17 protein-coding genes are annotated in these 18,279 nt (G+C 59.5%); 3 read left to right on the plus strand and 14 right to left on the minus strand.

Features of this window, described 5'->3' with window-relative positions; all coding sequences use genetic code 11:
- Nucleotides 1–57: 57 nt before the first annotated feature.
- The 6 genes from I6J19_RS10515 to lepA all read right to left on the minus strand — a co-directional run bounded on the left by I6J19_RS10515 (nt 58) and on the right by lepA (nt 7,340).
- Nucleotides 58–1,023 carry an ADP-ribosylglycohydrolase family protein gene (locus I6J19_RS10515; protein ID WP_052155590.1) on the minus strand — a complete coding sequence of 322 codons (966 nt, stop codon included), beginning with the start codon at nt 1,021–1,023 and terminating at the stop codon, nt 58–60.
- 79 nt (nt 1,024–1,102) lie between these two features.
- Complete coding sequence (locus I6J19_RS10520) at nt 1,103–1,675, minus strand: histidine phosphatase family protein (RefSeq protein WP_038628155.1); 573 nt, start codon at nt 1,673–1,675, stop codon at nt 1,103–1,105.
- Nucleotides 1,676–1,724: 49 nt separating this feature from the next.
- Entirely contained in the window at nt 1,725–2,660 is a 936-nt protein-coding gene (locus tag I6J19_RS10525) for a hypothetical protein (protein ID WP_235191235.1), read from the minus strand.
- A 128-nt stretch (nt 2,661–2,788) separates the two neighbouring features.
- Nucleotides 2,789–4,372 carry a cation:proton antiporter family protein gene (locus I6J19_RS10530; protein WP_005511540.1) on the minus strand — a complete coding sequence of 528 codons (1,584 nt, stop codon included), beginning with the start codon at nt 4,370–4,372 and terminating at the stop codon, nt 2,789–2,791.
- A gap of 91 nt (nt 4,373–4,463) precedes the next feature.
- Nucleotides 4,464–5,480, minus strand: coding sequence for an ankyrin repeat domain-containing protein (locus tag I6J19_RS10535; protein WP_038628151.1), 1,017 nt, complete (start codon nt 5,478–5,480; stop codon nt 4,464–4,466).
- Nucleotides 5,481–5,492: 12 nt separating this feature from the next.
- Nucleotides 5,493–7,340 carry a translation elongation factor 4 gene (lepA, locus tag I6J19_RS10540; protein ID WP_038628148.1) on the minus strand — a complete coding sequence of 616 codons (1,848 nt, stop codon included), beginning with the start codon at nt 7,338–7,340 and terminating at the stop codon, nt 5,493–5,495.
- A gap of 162 nt (nt 7,341–7,502) precedes the next feature.
- Here lepA and I6J19_RS10545 point away from each other — a divergent pair, with 162 nt between their 5' ends.
- The 3 genes from I6J19_RS10545 (at nt 7,503) to I6J19_RS10555 (ending at nt 9,505) form a co-directional block, all read left to right on the plus strand.
- A complete protein-coding gene (locus I6J19_RS10545) occupies nt 7,503–8,117 on the plus strand; it encodes a type II toxin-antitoxin system PemK/MazF family toxin (RefSeq protein ID WP_038628145.1) in 615 nt (204 codons plus the stop codon).
- 256 nt (nt 8,118–8,373) lie between these two features.
- A complete protein-coding gene (rpsT, locus tag I6J19_RS10550) occupies nt 8,374–8,640 on the plus strand; it encodes a 30S ribosomal protein S20 (RefSeq protein ID WP_038628143.1) in 267 nt (88 codons plus the stop codon).
- A gap of 430 nt (nt 8,641–9,070) precedes the next feature.
- Nucleotides 9,071–9,505, plus strand: a complete 435-nt coding sequence (locus I6J19_RS10555; protein ID WP_038628140.1) for an OsmC family protein — start codon at nt 9,071–9,073, stop codon at nt 9,503–9,505.
- Nucleotides 9,506–9,585: 80 nt separating this feature from the next.
- Here I6J19_RS10555 and holA read toward each other — a convergent pair whose 3' ends face one another.
- The 8 genes from holA to I6J19_RS10595 all read right to left on the minus strand — a co-directional run bounded on the left by holA (nt 9,586) and on the right by I6J19_RS10595 (nt 18,266).
- Nucleotides 9,586–10,575, minus strand: a complete 990-nt coding sequence (holA, locus tag I6J19_RS10560; RefSeq protein ID WP_235191234.1) for a DNA polymerase III subunit delta — start codon at nt 10,573–10,575, stop codon at nt 9,586–9,588.
- Nucleotides 10,576–10,640: 65 nt separating this feature from the next.
- Nucleotides 10,641–12,641: a ComEC/Rec2 family competence protein gene (locus I6J19_RS10565; RefSeq protein ID WP_038628135.1), complete on the minus strand. Its 2,001-nt coding sequence runs from the start codon at nt 12,639–12,641 to the stop codon at nt 10,641–10,643.
- Nucleotides 12,625–13,395, minus strand: coding sequence for a ComEA family DNA-binding protein (locus tag I6J19_RS10570; RefSeq protein ID WP_235191233.1), 771 nt, complete (start codon nt 13,393–13,395; stop codon nt 12,625–12,627). Before I6J19_RS10570 ends, I6J19_RS10565 begins: the two co-directional genes overlap by 17 nt.
- Before the next feature lie 126 nt (nt 13,396–13,521).
- A complete protein-coding gene (locus I6J19_RS10575; protein WP_038628128.1) occupies nt 13,522–14,883 on the minus strand; it encodes a DegV family protein in 1,362 nt (453 codons plus the stop codon).
- A complete protein-coding gene (locus I6J19_RS10580; RefSeq protein WP_038628127.1) occupies nt 14,873–15,580 on the minus strand; it encodes a histidine phosphatase family protein in 708 nt (235 codons plus the stop codon). Before I6J19_RS10580 ends, I6J19_RS10575 begins: the two co-directional genes overlap by 11 nt.
- Nucleotides 15,581–15,582: 2 nt before the next feature.
- Nucleotides 15,583–16,041, minus strand: coding sequence for a ribosome silencing factor (rsfS, locus tag I6J19_RS10585; RefSeq protein WP_038628124.1), 459 nt, complete (start codon nt 16,039–16,041; stop codon nt 15,583–15,585).
- Between the two features lie 89 nt (nt 16,042–16,130).
- Entirely contained in the window at nt 16,131–16,901 is a 771-nt protein-coding gene (gene nadD / locus I6J19_RS10590) for a nicotinate-nucleotide adenylyltransferase (protein ID WP_049182052.1), read from the minus strand.
- A 21-nt stretch (nt 16,902–16,922) separates the two neighbouring features.
- Nucleotides 16,923–18,266 (minus strand): glutamate-5-semialdehyde dehydrogenase, encoded by a 1,344-nt coding sequence (locus I6J19_RS10595; protein ID WP_235191232.1) that lies wholly within the window; start codon nt 18,264–18,266, stop codon nt 16,923–16,925.
- Nucleotides 18,267–18,279: the final 13 nt, after the last annotated feature.

Below are 18,279 nucleotides of genomic sequence, written 5' to 3' on the forward strand. Positions count from 1 at the left end.
TCAAGTGGAAAGAAATCTGACGATACGTCCACTCATTAGTGAGTGCGTCGCCGAATATTAGCTCTCCATGCCCACCAGTTTCTCCGCCAACTCCGCAACATCGTTTGGGTGATACTGCGCGGGCCGGTTTCGCTTCGGCGAGCAGGAATCAATGACATCCCGCCACCGCTGCGGAATGCCGGAGGCCCCAAAGACGCCACCGAGAAAAGCACCAACAATGGCCGCGTTAGTGTCGGTGTCGCCGCCACGGCCAATGACTCGGACCAGAGAGTCCTCAAAGGTCGTGGTTTTGTCTTCTACCCGGCGCAGTTCTTCATGCAGTGCCCACAGCGCAAAGCGCAGCCATCCCTGATGCACCGAGAAATCCGGCTCCCCGCTATCCACCACGGCACCGCTGGCCTGCCACTCGGTTTCCCACTGCGCGCGCTGGGAAGCCAGCCACTCCATCAGCGCACTCACGCCAATGCCGCGGCGCGGCTGGTGGAGGCCGCCGCTGATGACGTCGGCAAGCGCGGATGCGTAACGTGAATTGGCCTCTATGCACACTGGGTGCGGGTGCGTGATGGCGGCGTCCTTGCGGGCGAGTTCGCCAGCACGTGCGGGGTTGCGCCAGTACGCGATAGCCAGCGGTGAGATACGCATGAGCGCGCCGTTAGCCTGGGAGTTCGGGTTCGGCGCGCGCCGGAGCAACGCTGCCGTGGTGGCCTCTCCGATGTCGAAAGCGTCGGAGTTTGCCCAGCGCACATAGGACTCGCGGACATCGGCGGCATCGTAGCCTTCGCAGCGCACCAGTGAGCGTGCCAGCGCCAGCGCCATTTCGGAGTCATCAGTGGGCTGGCCGGCGGCGATGTTGTGGGTGCCGCCATCGGCAAGTTCACGGACACCGTGTGGGTAGCGCTGTGCAATCTCCTCGGCACTACAAAACTCCACTAGCGCGCCGAGGTTATCGCCGATGACCTGGCCATAGAGCACGCCGCGGGCACGGTCGACTACGCGGGCGAAAGCATCGGAATTGTGATTCACAGGCACCTCTTACAGAGCTTGACGGCGTTGGCGGCTTGAATGGCATCGGCGAATTCACCGAGACACCTGTACAACGCCGCTACAATCCCCGCGAGAGGTTCCAGCGCAGAACCGCAGGTCGGTCATGGTAGCGACCAAGCACGGATAGGGATGCGGTATTCAACGGGAAGGACTGGCCAAGTGCAATGGGCAGTTCTAGCCAGGCCGTGGTGAGTGCACGCAGCGAGTGACCGTGGGCGAACAAAATCGCCTTGTCTTCGCGGGATTCGCGCACCCTCTTGACCACGCGCTCAACCCGTTCACGGACTTCCTCCGCGGTTTCGCCATTGGGCACACCGTGAGTCCAAATCTGCCAGTCGGGAACAGTCTTCTGCACTTCCTTCGAGGTAATCCCCTCGTAGTCGCCGTAGAACCATTCCGCAAGATCCTCTTCGACTTCGAAGTCGTGGAACCCTGCCAATCGAGCGGTCTCCTGGGCGCGCTGGCGGGGTGATGCCAGCACTAGCCCAAAGTCCTTCGGATCCAGCCAGCCGTTGAGAGCCTTCGCTTCTTCCCGGCCGTTGTCAGTCAGAGGAAGATCAGTTACCGACGTGTGCTGCCCAGTGCGCGACCACTCAGTTTCGCCGTGCCGCACGAGATATAAATCAGTCATAGTTCCAGCTTAGGCTTATCTGAAAGTGAGGTTAGCCACGGCAGCCCTGCTAGCCCGTCACGGGGTCACGGACTTCCAAGCCACGCTCCGGGTCCTCACACACCGTTACAGCCTGCAGCTCTTCTGACCTCGCCGCCGTCGGAGAGCTACAGGTCCAGTCCCCTACTTGAGCGGTCAGGGTGTTGCCACCGCCCTCAGTGTCCTTGATTGCGTCGTACCGATCCAACACATCCATGGCCTCAGCGCAGGTCATCTCGCCCTTGACCACTTCCGCCAGACGATGGCCCTCCATGGCACCGCACATCATCGGCCCCTGAACAAGTGCATCCGTGCCCTGACTGTAGCCCCTCGCCGGCTCACTCCCCTGGGCCATGAGTTCCTCGACGGAATCGAAAACCTTGCCGGAGGTGCGAATATTCTTGTCCTTGCCTTCGATGGCAAAGGCCGCGTTATCCGACTGGCACACCAGCTTGTTCGCATCCGTCTTCGCACACGCAGCGGTGCCGAAGCTCGTCCATTGGCCGTCGTCAAGCTCTTCCTGAGCCGGCGGTACCCCTTCGACGAGCGTGTACGCGGCACCTGAAGTATTCAGCATGATTGCGCCCGGCGACTGTGGTGGGAACGGCGGAACCTCCACGTCGGGAATCGACGAATCAGCCTTACCGATGCACGTCACCGCGCCGTCTGAGTAGAAACACTCGCTCTTTTTCCCGTCTAGCGTGACGTAGAACGCCTTGATTCCGTTCTGGCTAAACCGCTGAACGTCAATTTTCTGGTAGGCGCTTTCATCAAATCCGATGCTGTCGGCGCTTGTCCCCTTCGTCGGCGACGGCATCTTCGGATTATCGCCCTCGCTTGCCGACGTCGATTGCGACTGCACCTCACTCTGATCATTGTTGCTTTGTGATGCGGCGGCATCTTCGGAATCTGAAGATGAGCAGCCGACGAGAGTTCCGAGCATGACAACAGCAAGGCCCGCGGTCATCCGAAACATCGCACTGCGACTGGATCGAATAGGACTCGCGGGCATCTGGTTTTGGGTGACTGACATGAAATCAGCTTATCGCCGAACGAATCGGCTGGCTTGTTGTTTGCCGTATTTAACGGATGCGACTAAGACCGCTGCTTAAGCGTCTCCACTGCACGGTCGGCGAGCTCCTCGCCAGCACCGTCGTAGAGGTAGACGGCCATGTCAGCACCAACGTTGAGAAGCTGATCCTTAAACCTCTGCACCTTAGTGGTGGTAGCAACCACGGCTTCGGTGTCCTGCTTACGGATGTTCTGAATCATCGCGTAGGTCTCAGCGTGCTCAGACAGCGCCAACACGTACAGCGCTGGTTTCTTCTCCAACTCGATGTGGTGCCAGAGCTCTGGGTCTGTCACATCGCCTGGGATGACCTGGTAGCCCTGCTCGCGCAGCTCTTCGATGCGATCCTCGTCGAAATCAACACCGAAGACGTTCATGCCGTACTCGTTGACCAACCTGCCGTAGACACCAACGCCGACTCGCCCCATACCCATGATGAGAGCATCAGCGTTATCAATAATGACCTTTGCCTCTTCTGGCACCAGGCGGTCCTCTGGGGTTTCTGGGACGAACTTCTGCAGGAAGCTGACAATCTTGTCTTCGTGCGGGGCCATCAGCGAGCTGGCAATGAAGCTACCCGCCACGGCGACTGCCATAATCGAGGTCCATTCTTCCGGCAGAATGTCCTGTTGCGTCGCCGCCGCCATCACAATTAGGCCGAACTCCGAGTAGTTACTCAACGTCAGCCCCGCCAGCGCACTCGTGCGCAGCGACAGTCCCATGCGCTTGAGAATCCAGATGAAGATAGTGGCCTTGAACACCAGGAACAGCACCATAATCGCAGCGATGACGTAGCCGCCCGCGCTTGGCAGACCACCGAGACCAATCTCGATAAAGAACGCGACCAGCAGTAGCTCACGAATACTAATCAGTGCTTCCGACAGACGGTCAGAAATTGGGTGCGAAGACAGCAGAATACCGGCGACCAGGGACCCCAGCGAGCCAGAGAGCCCTGCCAGTTCGAAAGCCGAGTAAGAAGCCACTGCAATACCAATACCGGTGAGAACCAGCAGCTCAGTGCGGAACATGCGGTTGGGAAGCCGCGCCGCCAGCGGGCGAATGAAGAACAATAGTGGCAGCGCCAGCGCCCACAGCTCCGGGGTCTTACCCGACGATGCCACCAGCACGCCGACCGCAATGATGTCCTGCAGAATGAGTACACCAATCGCGATACGTCCGATGGCCGAAGCACCGCGGTTCTGCTCCTCCAAGTGGCTCATCACAAACACCGTCGACGAAAATGAAGTCGCGATGCCGATGTAAATTAGCGCGGTCACCGACAGTCCCGTGAGCTCACGCAGCGGCAAGAAACTGGCGACACCGAACAGCACGGCAAAAACTACCGTGTTTAAAAACGCGTGGCCAAGCCCCGAAAAGACCACTCGTGGCGCCACGATATCCTTCGGATTTAGCTTCAGACCGATTGTGAACAGCAAGGTGGTAACACCAAGCTCGGCCAGCGAATCAATGAACGGGATTTCCTCAAGCCCCATTGCATGAACGGCAAAACCGGCCCCAAGGAAACCAATCAGCGGCGGCAGCCGAAGCAACGACGCACCGAGTCCGCCGATAATCGAAAACAGTATTGCTGTTAGGTATACGGATTCCACCCATCAAAGATATCGGCTGACACTACCGATTGATGCAGTGGCTAACCATTAACAGATTTTTAACACCAAACCGGGGTTAGCTTCTTGGGAGTTAGCGCCGGTACGGGACCTCGCCCAACGCAATCGGCTGCGGGTGCTCTGTAACCCACTCGATTGTCGCCTCCGTCAGCGCATCAATGTCCGCCTCACCAGCTTTGCGCTGCTTTACGACGGCCATGGCATCCTCGGCGGCCCCAACCGTCTCCAGCCAGAAGTCGATCATCTTGGCATAGTCTTCGTCCCAGTTGACGTAGCCCATCTCCAGCGCTTCGTACCCGAGCCGGCCCACGATGCGGATAACTTCGCCCTGCACAGTCGCGGCTGGGCCACCACCCGGCACCAGGTAGTTCCAGAGGTATCGGAACTGGCCGTTGATCGACTTGTCTGCGGGGACAATAATGTCGCTGTGGCCGTCGTGAGGCGTGATTTCCTGCGGGCGGTCAGCACCGATGCGCTCATATAGTCGATCCATGACTGGCTGGTACTTGTCGCGCTGCTTGTCTGACAGGCGGTTGTAGCGGCGACCGAACTTAGTGAACTCTTCGCGAGCTTCGTCGTCGATTTCCGAACCCGCGTCCAGGAGCACCTCGATACTCGCTAGGACTCGACTGAGGGAATCGATATCGGCGGTAGCGACGGCCTCTTTGAACGCTGTCCGGCCGTGACCGAGGCGGTTCTCGCGGTGAAGGTCAGCGCCATTTTCCAACAGCAACGCAATGGCCTTGGGCTGATGGCTCTTCGCTGCCTGGAATAGAGGCCAGTGTTTGCCAGCTTCGATGTCAGCACCGCATTCGAGCAGGACTTTCATCTTGTCGGTATCGCCCCGGCTTGCGTGCTCTGCCAGGGCGGTTTTACCGAAGCGGTTCTCGGTGTTGACGTCGATTCCCTGGTCGATTAGCCAGCGCATGAGCTCCGGCGGGGTGCCACGGAGCGCTAGTGCAGTGTCCTTGCTGTATCCGAAAACTGCGTTGAGTGCGCAAGCGTCATAGACGGCCTTCAGCGCATCCATGTCACCGGCTTCGAGCAGCTCTTCGAAGTCCTCGACCAGTTTCTTCCGCTTCCGTGGCATGCAGTTTCCCCTCTACTTACCGCCCTCGTCGGTCGACAGCGCAGCCACGAATGCTTCCTGAGGCACCGAGACCGAACCGATGTTCTTCATACGCTTCTTACCGGCCTTCTGCTTCTCCAGCAACTTGCGCTTACGGGAAATGTCGCCGCCGTAACACTTGGCAAGAACGTCCTTGCGCAGTGCACGGATGTTCTCGCGGGCGATAATCTTCGAACCGATTGCCGCCTGAACCGGGACCTCGAACTGCTGGCGGGGGATTAGCTCGCGCAGCTTCTTGGTCATCTTGTTGCCGTACCACTGGGCGTTGTCGCGGTGGACGATCGCGGAGAACGCATCGACAGCCTCGCCCTGCAGGAGAATGTCCACCTTGACCAGGTCCGCAATCTGCTCGCCGGCGTCTTCGTAGTTCAGCGAAGCATAACCCCTAGTGCGGGACTTCAGCATGTCGAAGAAGTCGAAGATGATCTCACCCAGTGGCATCTTGTAACGCAGCTCCACGCGATCCTCGGACAGGTAGTCCATACCGCCCATTTCGCCGCGCTTCTGCTGGCACAGCTCCATGGTGGGGCCAACGAATTCACTCGGCACAACGATGGTGCACTTGACCATCGGCTCGTAAATTTCGCGGAGCTTGCCCTCCGGCCAGTCACTCGGGTTGTGAACGGTGACCTCAGAGCCGTCCTCGGTGACAACTCGGTAGACAACGTTCGGGGCCGTCGAAATCAGATCCAGGTCAAACTCGCGCTCTAGGCGGGCGCGGGTAATCTCCATGTGCAGCAAGCCCAGGAAGCCACCGCGGAAACCAAAACCAAGGGCCACCGAGGTCTCCGGTTCGAATGTCAACGAAGCGTCGTTAAGCTGAAGCTTTTCCAACGCATCACGCAGGTCGGGATAGTCAGCCTGAGAGATCGGGAACAGGCCGGAGTAGACCATCGGCTTTGGCTCTTCGTAGCCTTCCAGCGGCTCCTCCGCCGGCGTGGCGTTCAGCGTGACGGTATCACCAACCTTGGACTGACGAACGTCCTTCACACCAGTGATGAGGTAACCGACCTCGCCGACGCCAAGACCCTTACACTTCTTCGGCTGCGGTGAGACGACGCCGATTTCCAACAGCTCGTGTTTGGTGCCGGTGGACATCATCTGAATGACTTCACGCGGCTTGAGCTGACCATCAACAACACGGATGTAGGTGACCACACCGCGGTAGGTGTCGTAGACCGAGTCAAAAATCAGCGCACGGGCAGGTGCCTCCGGGTCGCCGACCGGCGCTGGAATGAGCTCACAGACACGGTCGAGCATTTCCTCAACGCCCTCACCTGTCTTGCCCGAAACACGCATGACATCTTCCGGTTCACAGCCGATGATGTGCGCAATTTCCTCCGCGTATTTATCCGGATCCGCGGCTGGAAGGTCAATCTTGTTCAGTACCGGGATGATTTCCAGGTCATTTTCCATGGCCAGGTACAGGTTGGCCAGTGTCTGCGCTTCGATGCCTTGAGCAGCGTCGACCAGCAGAATTGCGCCTTCACACGCCTCCAGCGCACGCGAGACTTCGTAGGTGAAGTCAACGTGACCCGGCGTATCAATCAGGTGCAGGACGATTTCTTCGCCTGCGTGCTTACCTGTGCGCGGAACCCACGGCAGGCGCACGTTCTGAGCCTTAATGGTAATGCCTCGTTCGCGCTCAATATCCATGTTGTCGAGGTACTGATCGCGCATGTCGCGCGCCTCGACAACACCCGAGAGCTGCAGAATTCGGTCCGCCAGGGTGGACTTACCGTGGTCAATGTGCGCAATGATGCAGAAATTTCGAATCCGTGAAGGGTCCGTAAAAGTCTGCTCCGCAAAATTCTTGGTCACGTTGGGTCTACTCCGAAAAATAAAGACGTTATGGGCATTGGGGCGCGGCGTTGGCCGACCCATATGCGCCGGCCTCGAAAACCGACCAGCCGGGCTTAAATACAATCACGCACAATCTTACCTATCGATTCCCTCCGCACTAAACCTCTAGACTTAGATTTCATGAGCTCCACTTCGTCCACCGATCAAAATGAACGCGAAAGCTGGCCACGCCGCCTGCGTAATCGCATCAGCGCGCGTCTTTTCGCCGGTACCGAGTGGTTCCGCGGCCCCGACACACTCGATGAGGCGCTGTTTAAGCTCAACACGCAACTTGGGCTCGCTCAGGACACCTCGCTTTCCGACGAGTCCAAGGAGGCCCTACTTCGCCTGCGAGACCCGGTGACCATCGCGCGTCCAACCGCGGAACTAGCCCGCACGATCGTGTACAGCCCCGACATGGATGGCCAAGCCGACCCCGGCGAAGTGGTGTGGATTCCATTGCAACTCGAAGGCGAAGACGCCGCCTTGCGGGAGCGCGCAGTTGTCGTGGTTGGCCGCCATGACCAGTACCTTCTGGGCATGCTGATTTCCACTCGCACCGAGCACAGCGAGCAACCGGAGTGGCAGTTTATCGGCAGCGGGTTCTGGAATGAAGACCCCAAGCCATCCTGGGTTCGCATGGACCGCATCTTGCTCATCCCGGAATCAGGCATTCGCCGCGCAGGTGCGATGATGCCCCGCAGGCGCTTCGAGCTCATCGCCGCCCGACTGCGCGGGGACTACGGCTGGAATTAGGCAGTGGCTGGTATTAGGCAGCGCTGTTTGCTAAGATTCTGCAAGTTGTTTACCGTTGTGTTCCTTTACGGCGAGCGCGGGCAGGACCTTGGGTTCGCGTTTTCATCGTCGTACAAGCGCAGTGCGCGGTGTGATCTCGCTGGTTGATTAGTTTGACCGGCGATGATTGTACAGCATGATATGCACTGTGATCAGGACTTTTCTTGGTGGCGGGCGGTAACAATTCCAACTACTACGGATACAAGAGGTATTCACGATGGCAAATATCAAGTCCCAGATCAAGCGCAACAAGACCAACGAGAAGGCTCGCCTGCGTAACCAGGCAATCCGCTCTGCAGTCCGCACTGAGATCCGCAAGTTCAAGGCTGCTGTTGAGGCTGGCGACAAGGCTGCTGCTGAGGCTCAGCTGCGCGTTGCATCCCGCAAGCTGGACAAGGCTGTCACCAAGGGCGTCTTCCACCGCAACACTGCGGCTAACAAGAAGTCCGGTATGGCTAAGGCTTTCAACAAGCTGGAGGGCTAATTCCCTTTTGGCGCTGTGAGCTGTGCTGTTGCAGCGGCTGTTTCAGCGCTGCGCTTGCGTCGTGCGAGCACTGCTTTTACGCCGCGCTTGCACCGTGAAAGTTAACCGCTTTCTGCTATTTTCCGATTTTCAATTCGGAATGTGGCGGGAGGCGGTTTTTCTTATTTAATCCCAATGCGAGTTACTGACTGCGTTTATGTTTGGCGACGGCGGGCCGATGCGAGTTACTGACTGCGTTTATGACAAAAATGGCCTGAAAAATGGCTTGAAAGTGCTATAAACTTACACAGTTTCACATTTGCAGCCCGTTGGGCTGGCCGTGGACCCCGCCTCCCACACTGTTGGTTGTTGATTTCCATCGCTTCGGTTCCAGCACACCAACCTGCGGCCAGCACATGCGGACAGCACAATTTCTACAGGAAGGAAACTCATGCCGAAGACAACTTTCACGACCGTTGCGCACGCCCCTACCAACCTCGAAACCACGGTGACCTCTCGCGACATGAGCTTCACCCTGGACGAGCCGACTGACCTCGGGGGAACCAACAAGGGCATGAACCCGGTCGAGGCGCTGCTCGGAGCCCTCGGCGCCTGCAAGTGCATCGTCGTCCGCTCATTCGCCGCTGCCCAGGGCATCAAGCTCAACGATGTCAAGGTTGAATGCTCTGGTGTGCTCGACCCAGACGGATTCATGGGGAAGACCCCGGAGGCAAAGATTGGTTTCTCCGAGATCCACACCCGCTTCCACATTGATGCCGACAACACGAGGGAAGAACTAGTTGCACTCCTCGACTTTGTCGAATCCCACTGCCCGGTTCAGGACACGCTGTCTAACCCGGCTGCATCTTCCTTCGAGCTCGCATAGCGAAGAATCAACGTGACGTAAATGCGGCTAAGTATCGAGGCAAGTCACTGAACTGAAGCTCCCACGGGGACCCGAACTATTTAACGCCGATGGGACGAATACGCCAGCTCCGCGATACGAAGCACCGACTGTTCCAGCGACAGCTCCGGTGTCGACGAGGCTCCCTTCGTGTCCGCATCCAGCTGTGCCGCGACAACCACAGCGCGAGCAACCGCAGGGGTTGACCAGGCTGAAGCTAACCGCTGTGTTTTCTCCAACTTCCACGGCGGCATGCCATAGCGGTGGGCATCTCTACGCGCATTGACACCACGCGCGCCGTGGAGCCGAGCTACATCACCGACCATTCCCGTGATTGCAGCCGACAGCAGTGCCGGTGCCATGCCCAGCTGCAAGGCACGACGCATCTTGGCCAACGCTTCCCCACCGCGACCGCGCAGTGCTAGCTCGGCAATCTCAAAGCCCGAGACCTCCGCCGACGCGCCGTAGTAGGTGCGAACTGCTTCCGAGGTGACCTTGCCCGCAGTATCTGCACAGAGCTGGGAAATGGCAGTGGCCAACTCGCGGAGGTCCGAACCGACCGCATCCAGGACGGTATCAATGACGTCGCGACGCACCTTAACCCCGTGTGCAGCAAACTCTTCGCCGACGAAACCGGGCAAGTCGTTTCTCTTGAGCGGTTGTGCTTCGAAAAAGCGGACGCCTAGCTTACGCAGGTCAGCCACCATCTTCTTCTGACGTCCCTCACCGGTGTGAAGGAGAATCAACGTGATGCCCGGCGCGGGATCTTTAACAGAATCCATCAACAGCTTGGCGGGTTCTTTACCCGCATCCTGGCAGTCGGTGACAACCACAATGCGGTCATCCCCAAACAACGAGGGGCTGAAGAGCTCCACGGCATCGACAGTGGTCATGTCCCCTGCGCGGATGGTGGTCACAGGCACCGAGCGTCCGCCCGGATCGGACTCCGTTGCTGCCTGCGCGCGGACGGCAGCGACAATGGCGAGGCGGGCGCGGTCTTTCAGCAGCTCCTCTTTGCCCACAATCAAATTCACGGGTGCGACGGCGCTCAATCCCGACCTCTTTTCCGCGTTGATTCCTGCGACTGTTATTTCTAGCCTACGGGACAGCCCGGATTTCACCTCCCTCGCCAAACGTCACCATTCGAATAGAGAGCTTGTGGCCCATCTCGCTGTGGACACACCACAGGAATGTGCTCGGGGGTCATTACGATTTCTCGCACGCGCGGACCACACTCGCGGGCGACAAACCACTGCGGTGAGCTGCGTGTTTGGGGAACTCTGCCGCTCACGGCCTCAGCGATATACGAAGGGGACTCCACCACCACGGTTCCTGTCGTGGGATTATCAACGGCTGGATCGAGCCCCTGGGCATGCCATGTCATTTCCTCGGTGATTCTGAGGGCAATTCGGCACTGCCGGCTGAGCGAGGTTGGTGCAGAGCTGCTGTCCGGATTTCGCGCAGAGCGGTCTACAGAAGCGCCATGGCTGACGGGTCCTTCGACAGCGCCCGCGTGAATGAGAACAATCTGGTTTTTCTCAGCACAGGCGGCTAGCTTCCACCCCTGTGGGGCACGCGCAATATCGAGGCCGAACACCCAAATAACGGCATGGCTACCGGCTGCCAAGACAGCAGCACAGGCCCCAGCGCGAAGCGCAAGACGGGGCCACGCCCAAAGCGTCGTCAAGCATGTAAGTGTAAGCGTGCAGGAGACGACCAACGTGACCGTTCCAGTGGCGGGCGTGACGATATCTGCAGTAAGGCGTGCGACCTGATAGATCCACCACGCGCATGGTGCAGCACACCAGAGCAGAGCGCTGACCAGCCAATTGAGATGCAATGCGGCGGCAACGGCAGCGAGCGAACCAGCGATAGTAACGGGTGCGACGGCGGGCGCGGCGAGCAGATTCGCCAACAGTGAGATATGGCTGATTTCGCCGATGAGAAGCGCCAATACGGGCATGGTGACCACGTGTGCGGCAATCGATACGGCGACGGCGCGAACTACTGGGGCGGGCCAAGTCCCCATAACGGTGGTGGCGGACAGACGTCTGGCAAGGGGCTCGGCAAGAAGGACTAGCCCGGCGGTGGCTGCGACCGAGAGGGCGAAGCCCACTGATACCGATAGGTCTGGTGCCAGGAGAATCAACCCAATAATGCCAGCCGATAGCGCCGCGATCGCTTGGCCAGCTCGTCCTACGAGAATAGCCAACAGCCCAATGCAGCCGGTGACCACTGCGCGTAGCACTGAGGGTTCTGTGCCCACTATTGCTACAAACCCATACAGGGCAACCGTGGCGACTGCGACTCGCACTCGCGGTCCAGCCCAGGAGAAGACCGCCACGACAGCCCCGACAACAAGTGCAACGTTGGCTCCAGAGACGGCCGACAGATGTGAAAGCCCGGAAGCAGTCATCATGTCGCCGTCAGCGAGGGTGAAACCGCGCTCATCGCCGATGGCCATGGCGGGTATGAGGCGGTCGGGGCCAAAGGGGAGATTCTGCGCCGAGTCAAAGAGCTGCTGCCTCACGTCAGCGGCAAGCCCCTGTGGTGGCGCAATGACCTCAACATCTCCGCGTAGATTCAGCTGGATTCCGCTGATGCAGGGTTTGCTGGCCGCACGTATACCGGCTGTGGATTCAACTACGGTGTCTCTCGTGACCGACAACAGTGACTCGTCGCCAAAAACCGTCACCTGCCCAGGAAGACCCTCGATGCGCGCCTTTGCACTCGCCCCGAATTCGGTTGCTTTCGGCTCCGTGACCAGGCGCAACTGCACTTTCGCCATCCTGCCAATGTCGTGATGGAGCTCGTGGGCTCGGGCTCGCGCTATGCGGATTCGCGTGGCTACCGCAACGCTCGCCACCGACACAGCTGGCACCAGGATAGTGGCGATCGCTCGCCAGCCGGATGTCACCGCGCCTCTTCCCCATCGCCACGACCACCGCTGCCACGCCCACGGCAGCACCACCGCAGTCACGATTGCGCACGGTGCCACAACTATCGCCCATTCTGGGCGCATGATCACTGCCACCGCAGTCGCCCACGCCAACACCGCTGCTGGCACTAGCCGCACATCGAGCCCAGCACGAGCGCGCAGGTCAGACGGTGGCGACATCGCGCAGAGCCTCTACCTTCGCCGGGCCGATTCCCGGAACCTCCTCAAGTGCGTCGATACTCGCAAAAGGCCCGTTCTTTTCTCGAAAGTCGATGATTTTGGACGCCGTTGCGGGGCCGATTCCGGGCAATTCCTCCAACTGAGTAGCAGTAGCGGTGTTGATGTTGATCTGTCCGTCCGAGCCGCCCGGGCCAGCCCCGCCTGCAGCACCGGCGCCAGAACCGCCAGAAACATCGGCCCCGCCCTCCGCCGTCCCTGCTGGCAACGGCGCTGTCCCGACCACAATCTGTTGGCCATCAACCAACGGTGCCGCCAGGTTCACACTGGCAGGATTAGCCTCCGGTAAAAGCCCACCCGCACGCTCAATTGCCTCCACCACCCGCGCGCCCGCTGGCACCTCCACCACGCCTGGATTCACGACCAACCCCACCACCGACACAATCAACGGCCCCGCCTGTGCCTGAGCGTTAGTCTCCTTCCCCGGACCACCCGGCGTCTCCGCTGAGGTTTCGGTCGTCTCCGGTGTCGTCCCCGCGACAGCCGCGTCCTGCACCACTGGCATCTCTACCTGCGGCGACGACGGCCATAACACCGCCGCAATTGCTCCCAGGGCCAACACCGCAATCACAATGCACGCGGCCATCGCCACCCGCGGCGTCACCACCGTCCGGCGCACGGAAAAGTCCACCGCCATGCGCTTGTCTTGATCAATCGGCTCCAGGTAGTCCGCCAGCCGATTCCGCAAATTCGTCACAATGCGCACACTAGCGCCCCGCCCCACACCGCACTCCCGCGAAAGCACCTGTCGAAGCGTCATCTGTGGATAAAAAATGACCTGTGGAGGTTATCCACAGGTCACATCATCTGCTCAGTTCAGCCGCTATATCTTCGTCTCATCGCCGTCATCATCACGCTTGTCGCTTGACGACGACTCCTGCGATTTCTCCCCTTCGTTGCCAAATACAGCTCCCTCGGGATCGGACTTATCGCGCAGCGCCAAATCAGAGATAGCCTTCGCCAGGCGCTCAGCTTTATCCAGGGCTGCTTGGCGGTTCTCACTCCACGTTGGCAATTTAGAAACAGCCGTGGTGAAAAGCGGAATTCCCTGTTCATTAGTCACGACTGTGCGATGGATACGCTTATTGCGGTTGCGACTAGCCGCCGGATTCTCAACTACCTTCACCACAGCCTGATCGGTGATTGGTTCATCCGAGTCAGTGGTATCAGCAGTTTCAGCTGAACCAACGGAGCCATCCGCCCCTTCCATGTCAGCAGAGTCACCGGAATTGCCTATGTTCCCGGAATCATCTTCCACCGCGTCGGTAACCTCAGCTTCAACAGCAGCCGCGTCACTCTCCTCCACACTGTGGAGCAGCGCAGTTACTCCCATCTCTGCTTCAAAATCCATGGCATCCGAATCGATCGAGCCACCGGAAACCATGCCAACTGCATAGGCTCCCTGCCCGACATGAGCAGCAAGCGACTCCGGCAAATCCAGGATTCTAAACCGGGTATCGTCGGGTAGCTCTTCGGCAAGCATGGCCTGGAGCTCGTGGACGTCGTCAAGCGCGTCGGAATGATGCAGCAATACTGCAGGCGGACGGTTCGTCGATGACGCAGACCGCACCATCTTCGTGGCAAAATCCACCATCCGCTGCTTGACCTTCGCTTCTGTGCGGCACTTGGCGACGAGTGCCAGTGAGCCATCTTTAATGCCGACGATGGGCTTGATAGCGAGAGCCGTAGAGAGCATCGCTTGGCCCGCGGAGATGCGACCACCACGGCGCAGCGAATCAAGCTTTGGTACAAACAACCAGAGTCGATAGCGCTGCAGCACATCACGGGCTACATCGGCCACCTCATCACGACTGGCCCCGGCCCTCGCTGCCTTAGCTGCCGCGATGGCAGCGGCACCGACTCCAGCCCCTACGGTGTCGGTGTCGATAACGGTCACGCGGTCCAGTGCACCAGCAGCGGTGACAGCATTAGACCAGGTCGCGGACATTCCTTTGCCAAGATGCAGGGCAACAACGCCAGCGTCAGAGCCGTCCTGGTTGGAGCGTTCCAGCGCACGCGCATACGCGGCGCACAGCTTCAGCGGACTGACTGCCGACGTGGTGACGGCGTCTTCATTGATGTCATGGCCGATGGGAACCACGGTGATATCGAGCTTGCGGGCAACCTCGGGCATCAGGCACGCGGTGTCATCGACAACAATGCGAACGCGACCGTCACCGGGCATGGCGGCCCCCTGAAGAATCAGAAACCTGCGACTCCCGCGCGCGAACCTTCGCATTAAAAGCATTCAAGTACCAAGAGGTCTCACCATTGACGCGCGTGCGTTGCTCCATTTCAACCCACGCAGTGTTGCCCAGGCCGTTAAACGTGCTGAAATAGTCGCGCGGCAGCTGCAGCAGGGCTGCGGTAGCGGCAGCAATGGCACCACCGTGGGACACGAGCACAAAGGTGTCCGACTCCCAATCGGGGTTAGCTGCTAGCTCAGCAATGACTGCCAGCATTCGGTTGGAGACCTCAAAGCGGGTCTCGCCGCCCTTGGGTGCCCAGTTGAGGTTATGACGCCAGTGGTCACGCATACCGGGAAACGCGGAGTCAATCTCGTCATAGGTGCGCTCTTGCCATTCACCGAGGTTGGTCTCACGCAGGCGCTTATCAAAACTCAACTCTGCGCCGGTGGCCTCAGCTAGCGCGCGGGCGGTGTCAGCTGCCCGGGTCAGGTCGGAGGACACGATTTTTGTGATTCGCGGTTCAGCCTCCGCCAGGTACTGCGCCGCAGTACGGGCTTGCTCGCGGCCAACGTCGGAAAGCTGCGTGTCCAGCTGTCCCTGAATGCGACCGGTAGCGTTATACGACGTCTGCCCGTGCCGCAGCATAATCAGGCGACGTCGAGCGGCAACATGTGCCTCGCGTGAGCCCGCCACAGTTAAAACTCGTCCGTGTCCGGGTTTTCGGCAGCCAGCGGAATCTCGTCGATGGAACGAGCATGGCGGGCGAAATCTTCGCCGTCCTCGTTGCTCGGCTGCTCGACGCCTTCGACCTCGATGCGCGGGCAGTCGCGCCACAGTCGATCCAGGCCGTAGAAGTCGCGTTCTTCACTGCGGAAGACATGCACGACAATGTCGCCGTAATCCAGCAGCGCCCAACGTCCCTCACGGACACCTTCGCGGCGAACCGGCTTTGCGCCGAGGTCACGCAGATCGTCCTCAATTTCGTCGACGATTGCGGCAACCAGACGCTCATTGTCAGCACTGACCAGGACGAATGCGTCCGTAATCACCACTGGGCCAGAGACATCGAGAACAACGACGTCCTCACCCTTTTTGCTATCGGCGGCCTTAGCCGCGGCGGTCGCCAGCTCAATGGCGCGTGGTTGTGCAGTCACGAAAGACTTCAGCTCCTTGTGATTAAAAAAGTCGTGAAAAACAGCGTTTGTACTTGTAACTTACCGTCTCAGCGGGATTTTGCTAACTTTCAGTCGTCGGTATCGGACTTCGCATCCACCGATGCCGCATCCACCGGCGCCGTGTCCTCGGAGGTCGAGTTCACCGATGCGGGGCCCACAGAGCCAACTGTGCCCTCAGCAGACTGGTACAGACCACGCTTAGCGATGTACTGGACCACGCCATCCGGCACCAAGTACCACACAGGGCGTCCTGCCTCCGCCCGCTTTCGACAGTCGGTGGAAGAAATAGCCATCGCGGGAATCTCGATGAGGTGTAACCGCGAGGCGTCAATCCCCTCCAGGTCCTCTGCACGCAGGTGAACTCCTGGGCGAGTGACGCCGACGAACGTTGCTGCGTCGAACATCTCCTCCCAGTCCCGCCACGTCATAATCTTCTGCAGCGCATCGGCACCGGTAATGAAGAACAGATCCGCGTCGGGATAGATGACCTTCAAATCCCGCAGCGTATCGACGGTATAGGTCGCACCCGGCCGGTCAATATCAACCCGCGAGACCGAAAACTGCGGGTTTGACGCGGTGGCAATGACCGTCATCAGGTAGCGATCTTCGCTGTGAGAGACCTTTCGGCCGCGCTTTTGCCACGGTTCACCCGTGGGCACGAAAAGCACAAAGTCGAGGTCAAAACGATCTGCCACCTCGCTGGCGGCAACCAGGTGACCATTGTGGATGGGATCAAAAGTGCCCCCCATCACGCCAATGCGCTGCCGCGGCGCTTCCGCCGACTTTGCTGTCAACGCGGCATGTACTCGCGACCGCACACTTTTCTTGCGCTTAATCATGACTGGCACTTTACCTGGGCACTACGGACGAGTCTGTCCACGACCAGCCAGAACCCACTTGCTGCTGGTCAACTCCGGCAGCCCCATCGGGCCACGGGCGTGCAGCTTCTGAGTGGAAATACCAATCTCTGCGCCGAAACCATACTGCTCACCATCGGTGAACGCAGTGGAGGCATTGACGCTGACGGCGGCGGCATCAACGCGGTCGACGAACTCCTGGCACACTCCCCAGTCACGTGCAGAGATAGCTTCCGTGTGTCCCGAGGAGTACTCAGTGATGTGATCCGTCGCGGCCACCACACCGTCGACAATGCGCGCGGCAATGTCTAGCGAGAGGTACTCATCCGACCAGTCTTCCGCCGTCGCAGGAATAACCTCACCAGTCCACCCAGAGGCCGCCAGGTTATCGACATCGCCGTGGACCGCAACCCCCGCGTCGGCAAGCGCGTCCAAAATGCGCACCTGATCCTGCGTGGACAACGCCGAGTCAATGAGAACCGTTTCAGTAGCGTTACAGACGCTCGGACGGCGGGTCTTGCCGTTAATCATCAGCGCAATCGCCTCGTCAACGTCGGCGGAGGCATCGATGTAGATGTGGCAGTTACCGGTACCGGTCTCGATGGTCGGCACCGTTGCCTTCGTCACAACGGCCTCAATCAAACCGGCACCGCCGCGCGGAATCACCACGTCAACCAGGCCGCGAGCTGTGATGAGATCCTGCACTGAATCGTGGGTCTCACACGGCAGCAGCTGGACAAGGTCCTCCGGCGCATCGTGGTTGGCCAGCACCTCACGCAAAACCGCGACCAGCTGCGTGTTGGAATGGACAGCGGACTTGGAGCCGCGCAGCAAGGCCACGTTGCCCGACTTCAGCGCCAGACCAAACGCATCGACAGTAACGTTCGGGCGAGCCTCGTAGACCATGCCCATCACACCCAGCGGGACGCTGACCTGGGAGAGCTTAATGCCGTTGGGAAGAGTGCTTCCGCGCAGCACCTCGCCTACCGGATCCGGCAGAGCCGCAACCTGACGAAGCCCACCGGCAATACCCTCAACACGATCGGCGTCAAGACGCAGGCGATCCAGCAGGGAGTCACTAAAACCACGGGTCTTACCGGCCTCGATGTCCTTGGCATTGGCCACCAGAATCTCTTCAGTACGGGCAACCAGCGCGTCTGCTGCGGCCAGCAGGAGCTCGTTCTTGCGTGCCGACGTAAAGCGCGACAGCTCTCCCGCGACAGCCTTGGCACGCTGTGCCTTATCTAAAACCTCGGCGCGCTCAGCAGCACGCTCCGGGCTAAGAGCCGAATCCTCGGCAATGCCCTGTTGATTGGTGTTAGCAGTTTCGTTCGTTTGAGCAGTCATGCCTACCAGCATA

Source organism: Corynebacterium amycolatum, assembly GCF_016889425.1.
GTDB classification, from domain to species: domain Bacteria; phylum Actinomycetota; class Actinomycetes; order Mycobacteriales; family Mycobacteriaceae; genus Corynebacterium; species Corynebacterium amycolatum.

Coding starts and splice junctions, on each gene's coding strand:
- I6J19_RS10520 (WP_038628155.1), bottom strand. CDS start 1,675: ATGACTGATTTATATCTCGTGCGGCACGGCGAAACTGAGTGGTCGCGC.
- I6J19_RS10525 (WP_235191235.1), bottom strand. CDS start 2,660: ATGACCGCGGGCCTTGCTGTTGTCATGCTCGGAACTCTCGTCGGCTGC.
- I6J19_RS10535 (WP_038628151.1), bottom strand. CDS start 5,480: ATGCCACGGAAGCGGAAGAAACTGGTCGAGGACTTCGAAGAGCTGCTC.
- I6J19_RS10545 (WP_038628145.1), top strand. CDS start 7,503: ATGAGCTCCACTTCGTCCACCGATCAAAATGAACGCGAAAGCTGGCCA.
- rpsT (WP_038628143.1), top strand. CDS start 8,374: ATGGCAAATATCAAGTCCCAGATCAAGCGCAACAAGACCAACGAGAAG.
- I6J19_RS10555 (WP_038628140.1), top strand. CDS start 9,071: ATGCCGAAGACAACTTTCACGACCGTTGCGCACGCCCCTACCAACCTC.
- I6J19_RS10565 (WP_038628135.1), bottom strand. CDS start 12,641: ATGTCGCCACCGTCTGACCTGCGCGCTCGTGCTGGGCTCGATGTGCGG.
- I6J19_RS10575 (WP_038628128.1), bottom strand. CDS start 14,883: ATGCCCGGTGACGGTCGCGTTCGCATTGTTGTCGATGACACCGCGTGC.
- nadD (WP_049182052.1), bottom strand. CDS start 16,901: ATGATTAAGCGCAAGAAAAGTGTGCGGTCGCGAGTACATGCCGCGTTG.
- I6J19_RS10595 (WP_235191232.1), bottom strand. CDS start 18,266: ATGACTGCTCAAACGAACGAAACTGCTAACACCAATCAACAGGGCATT.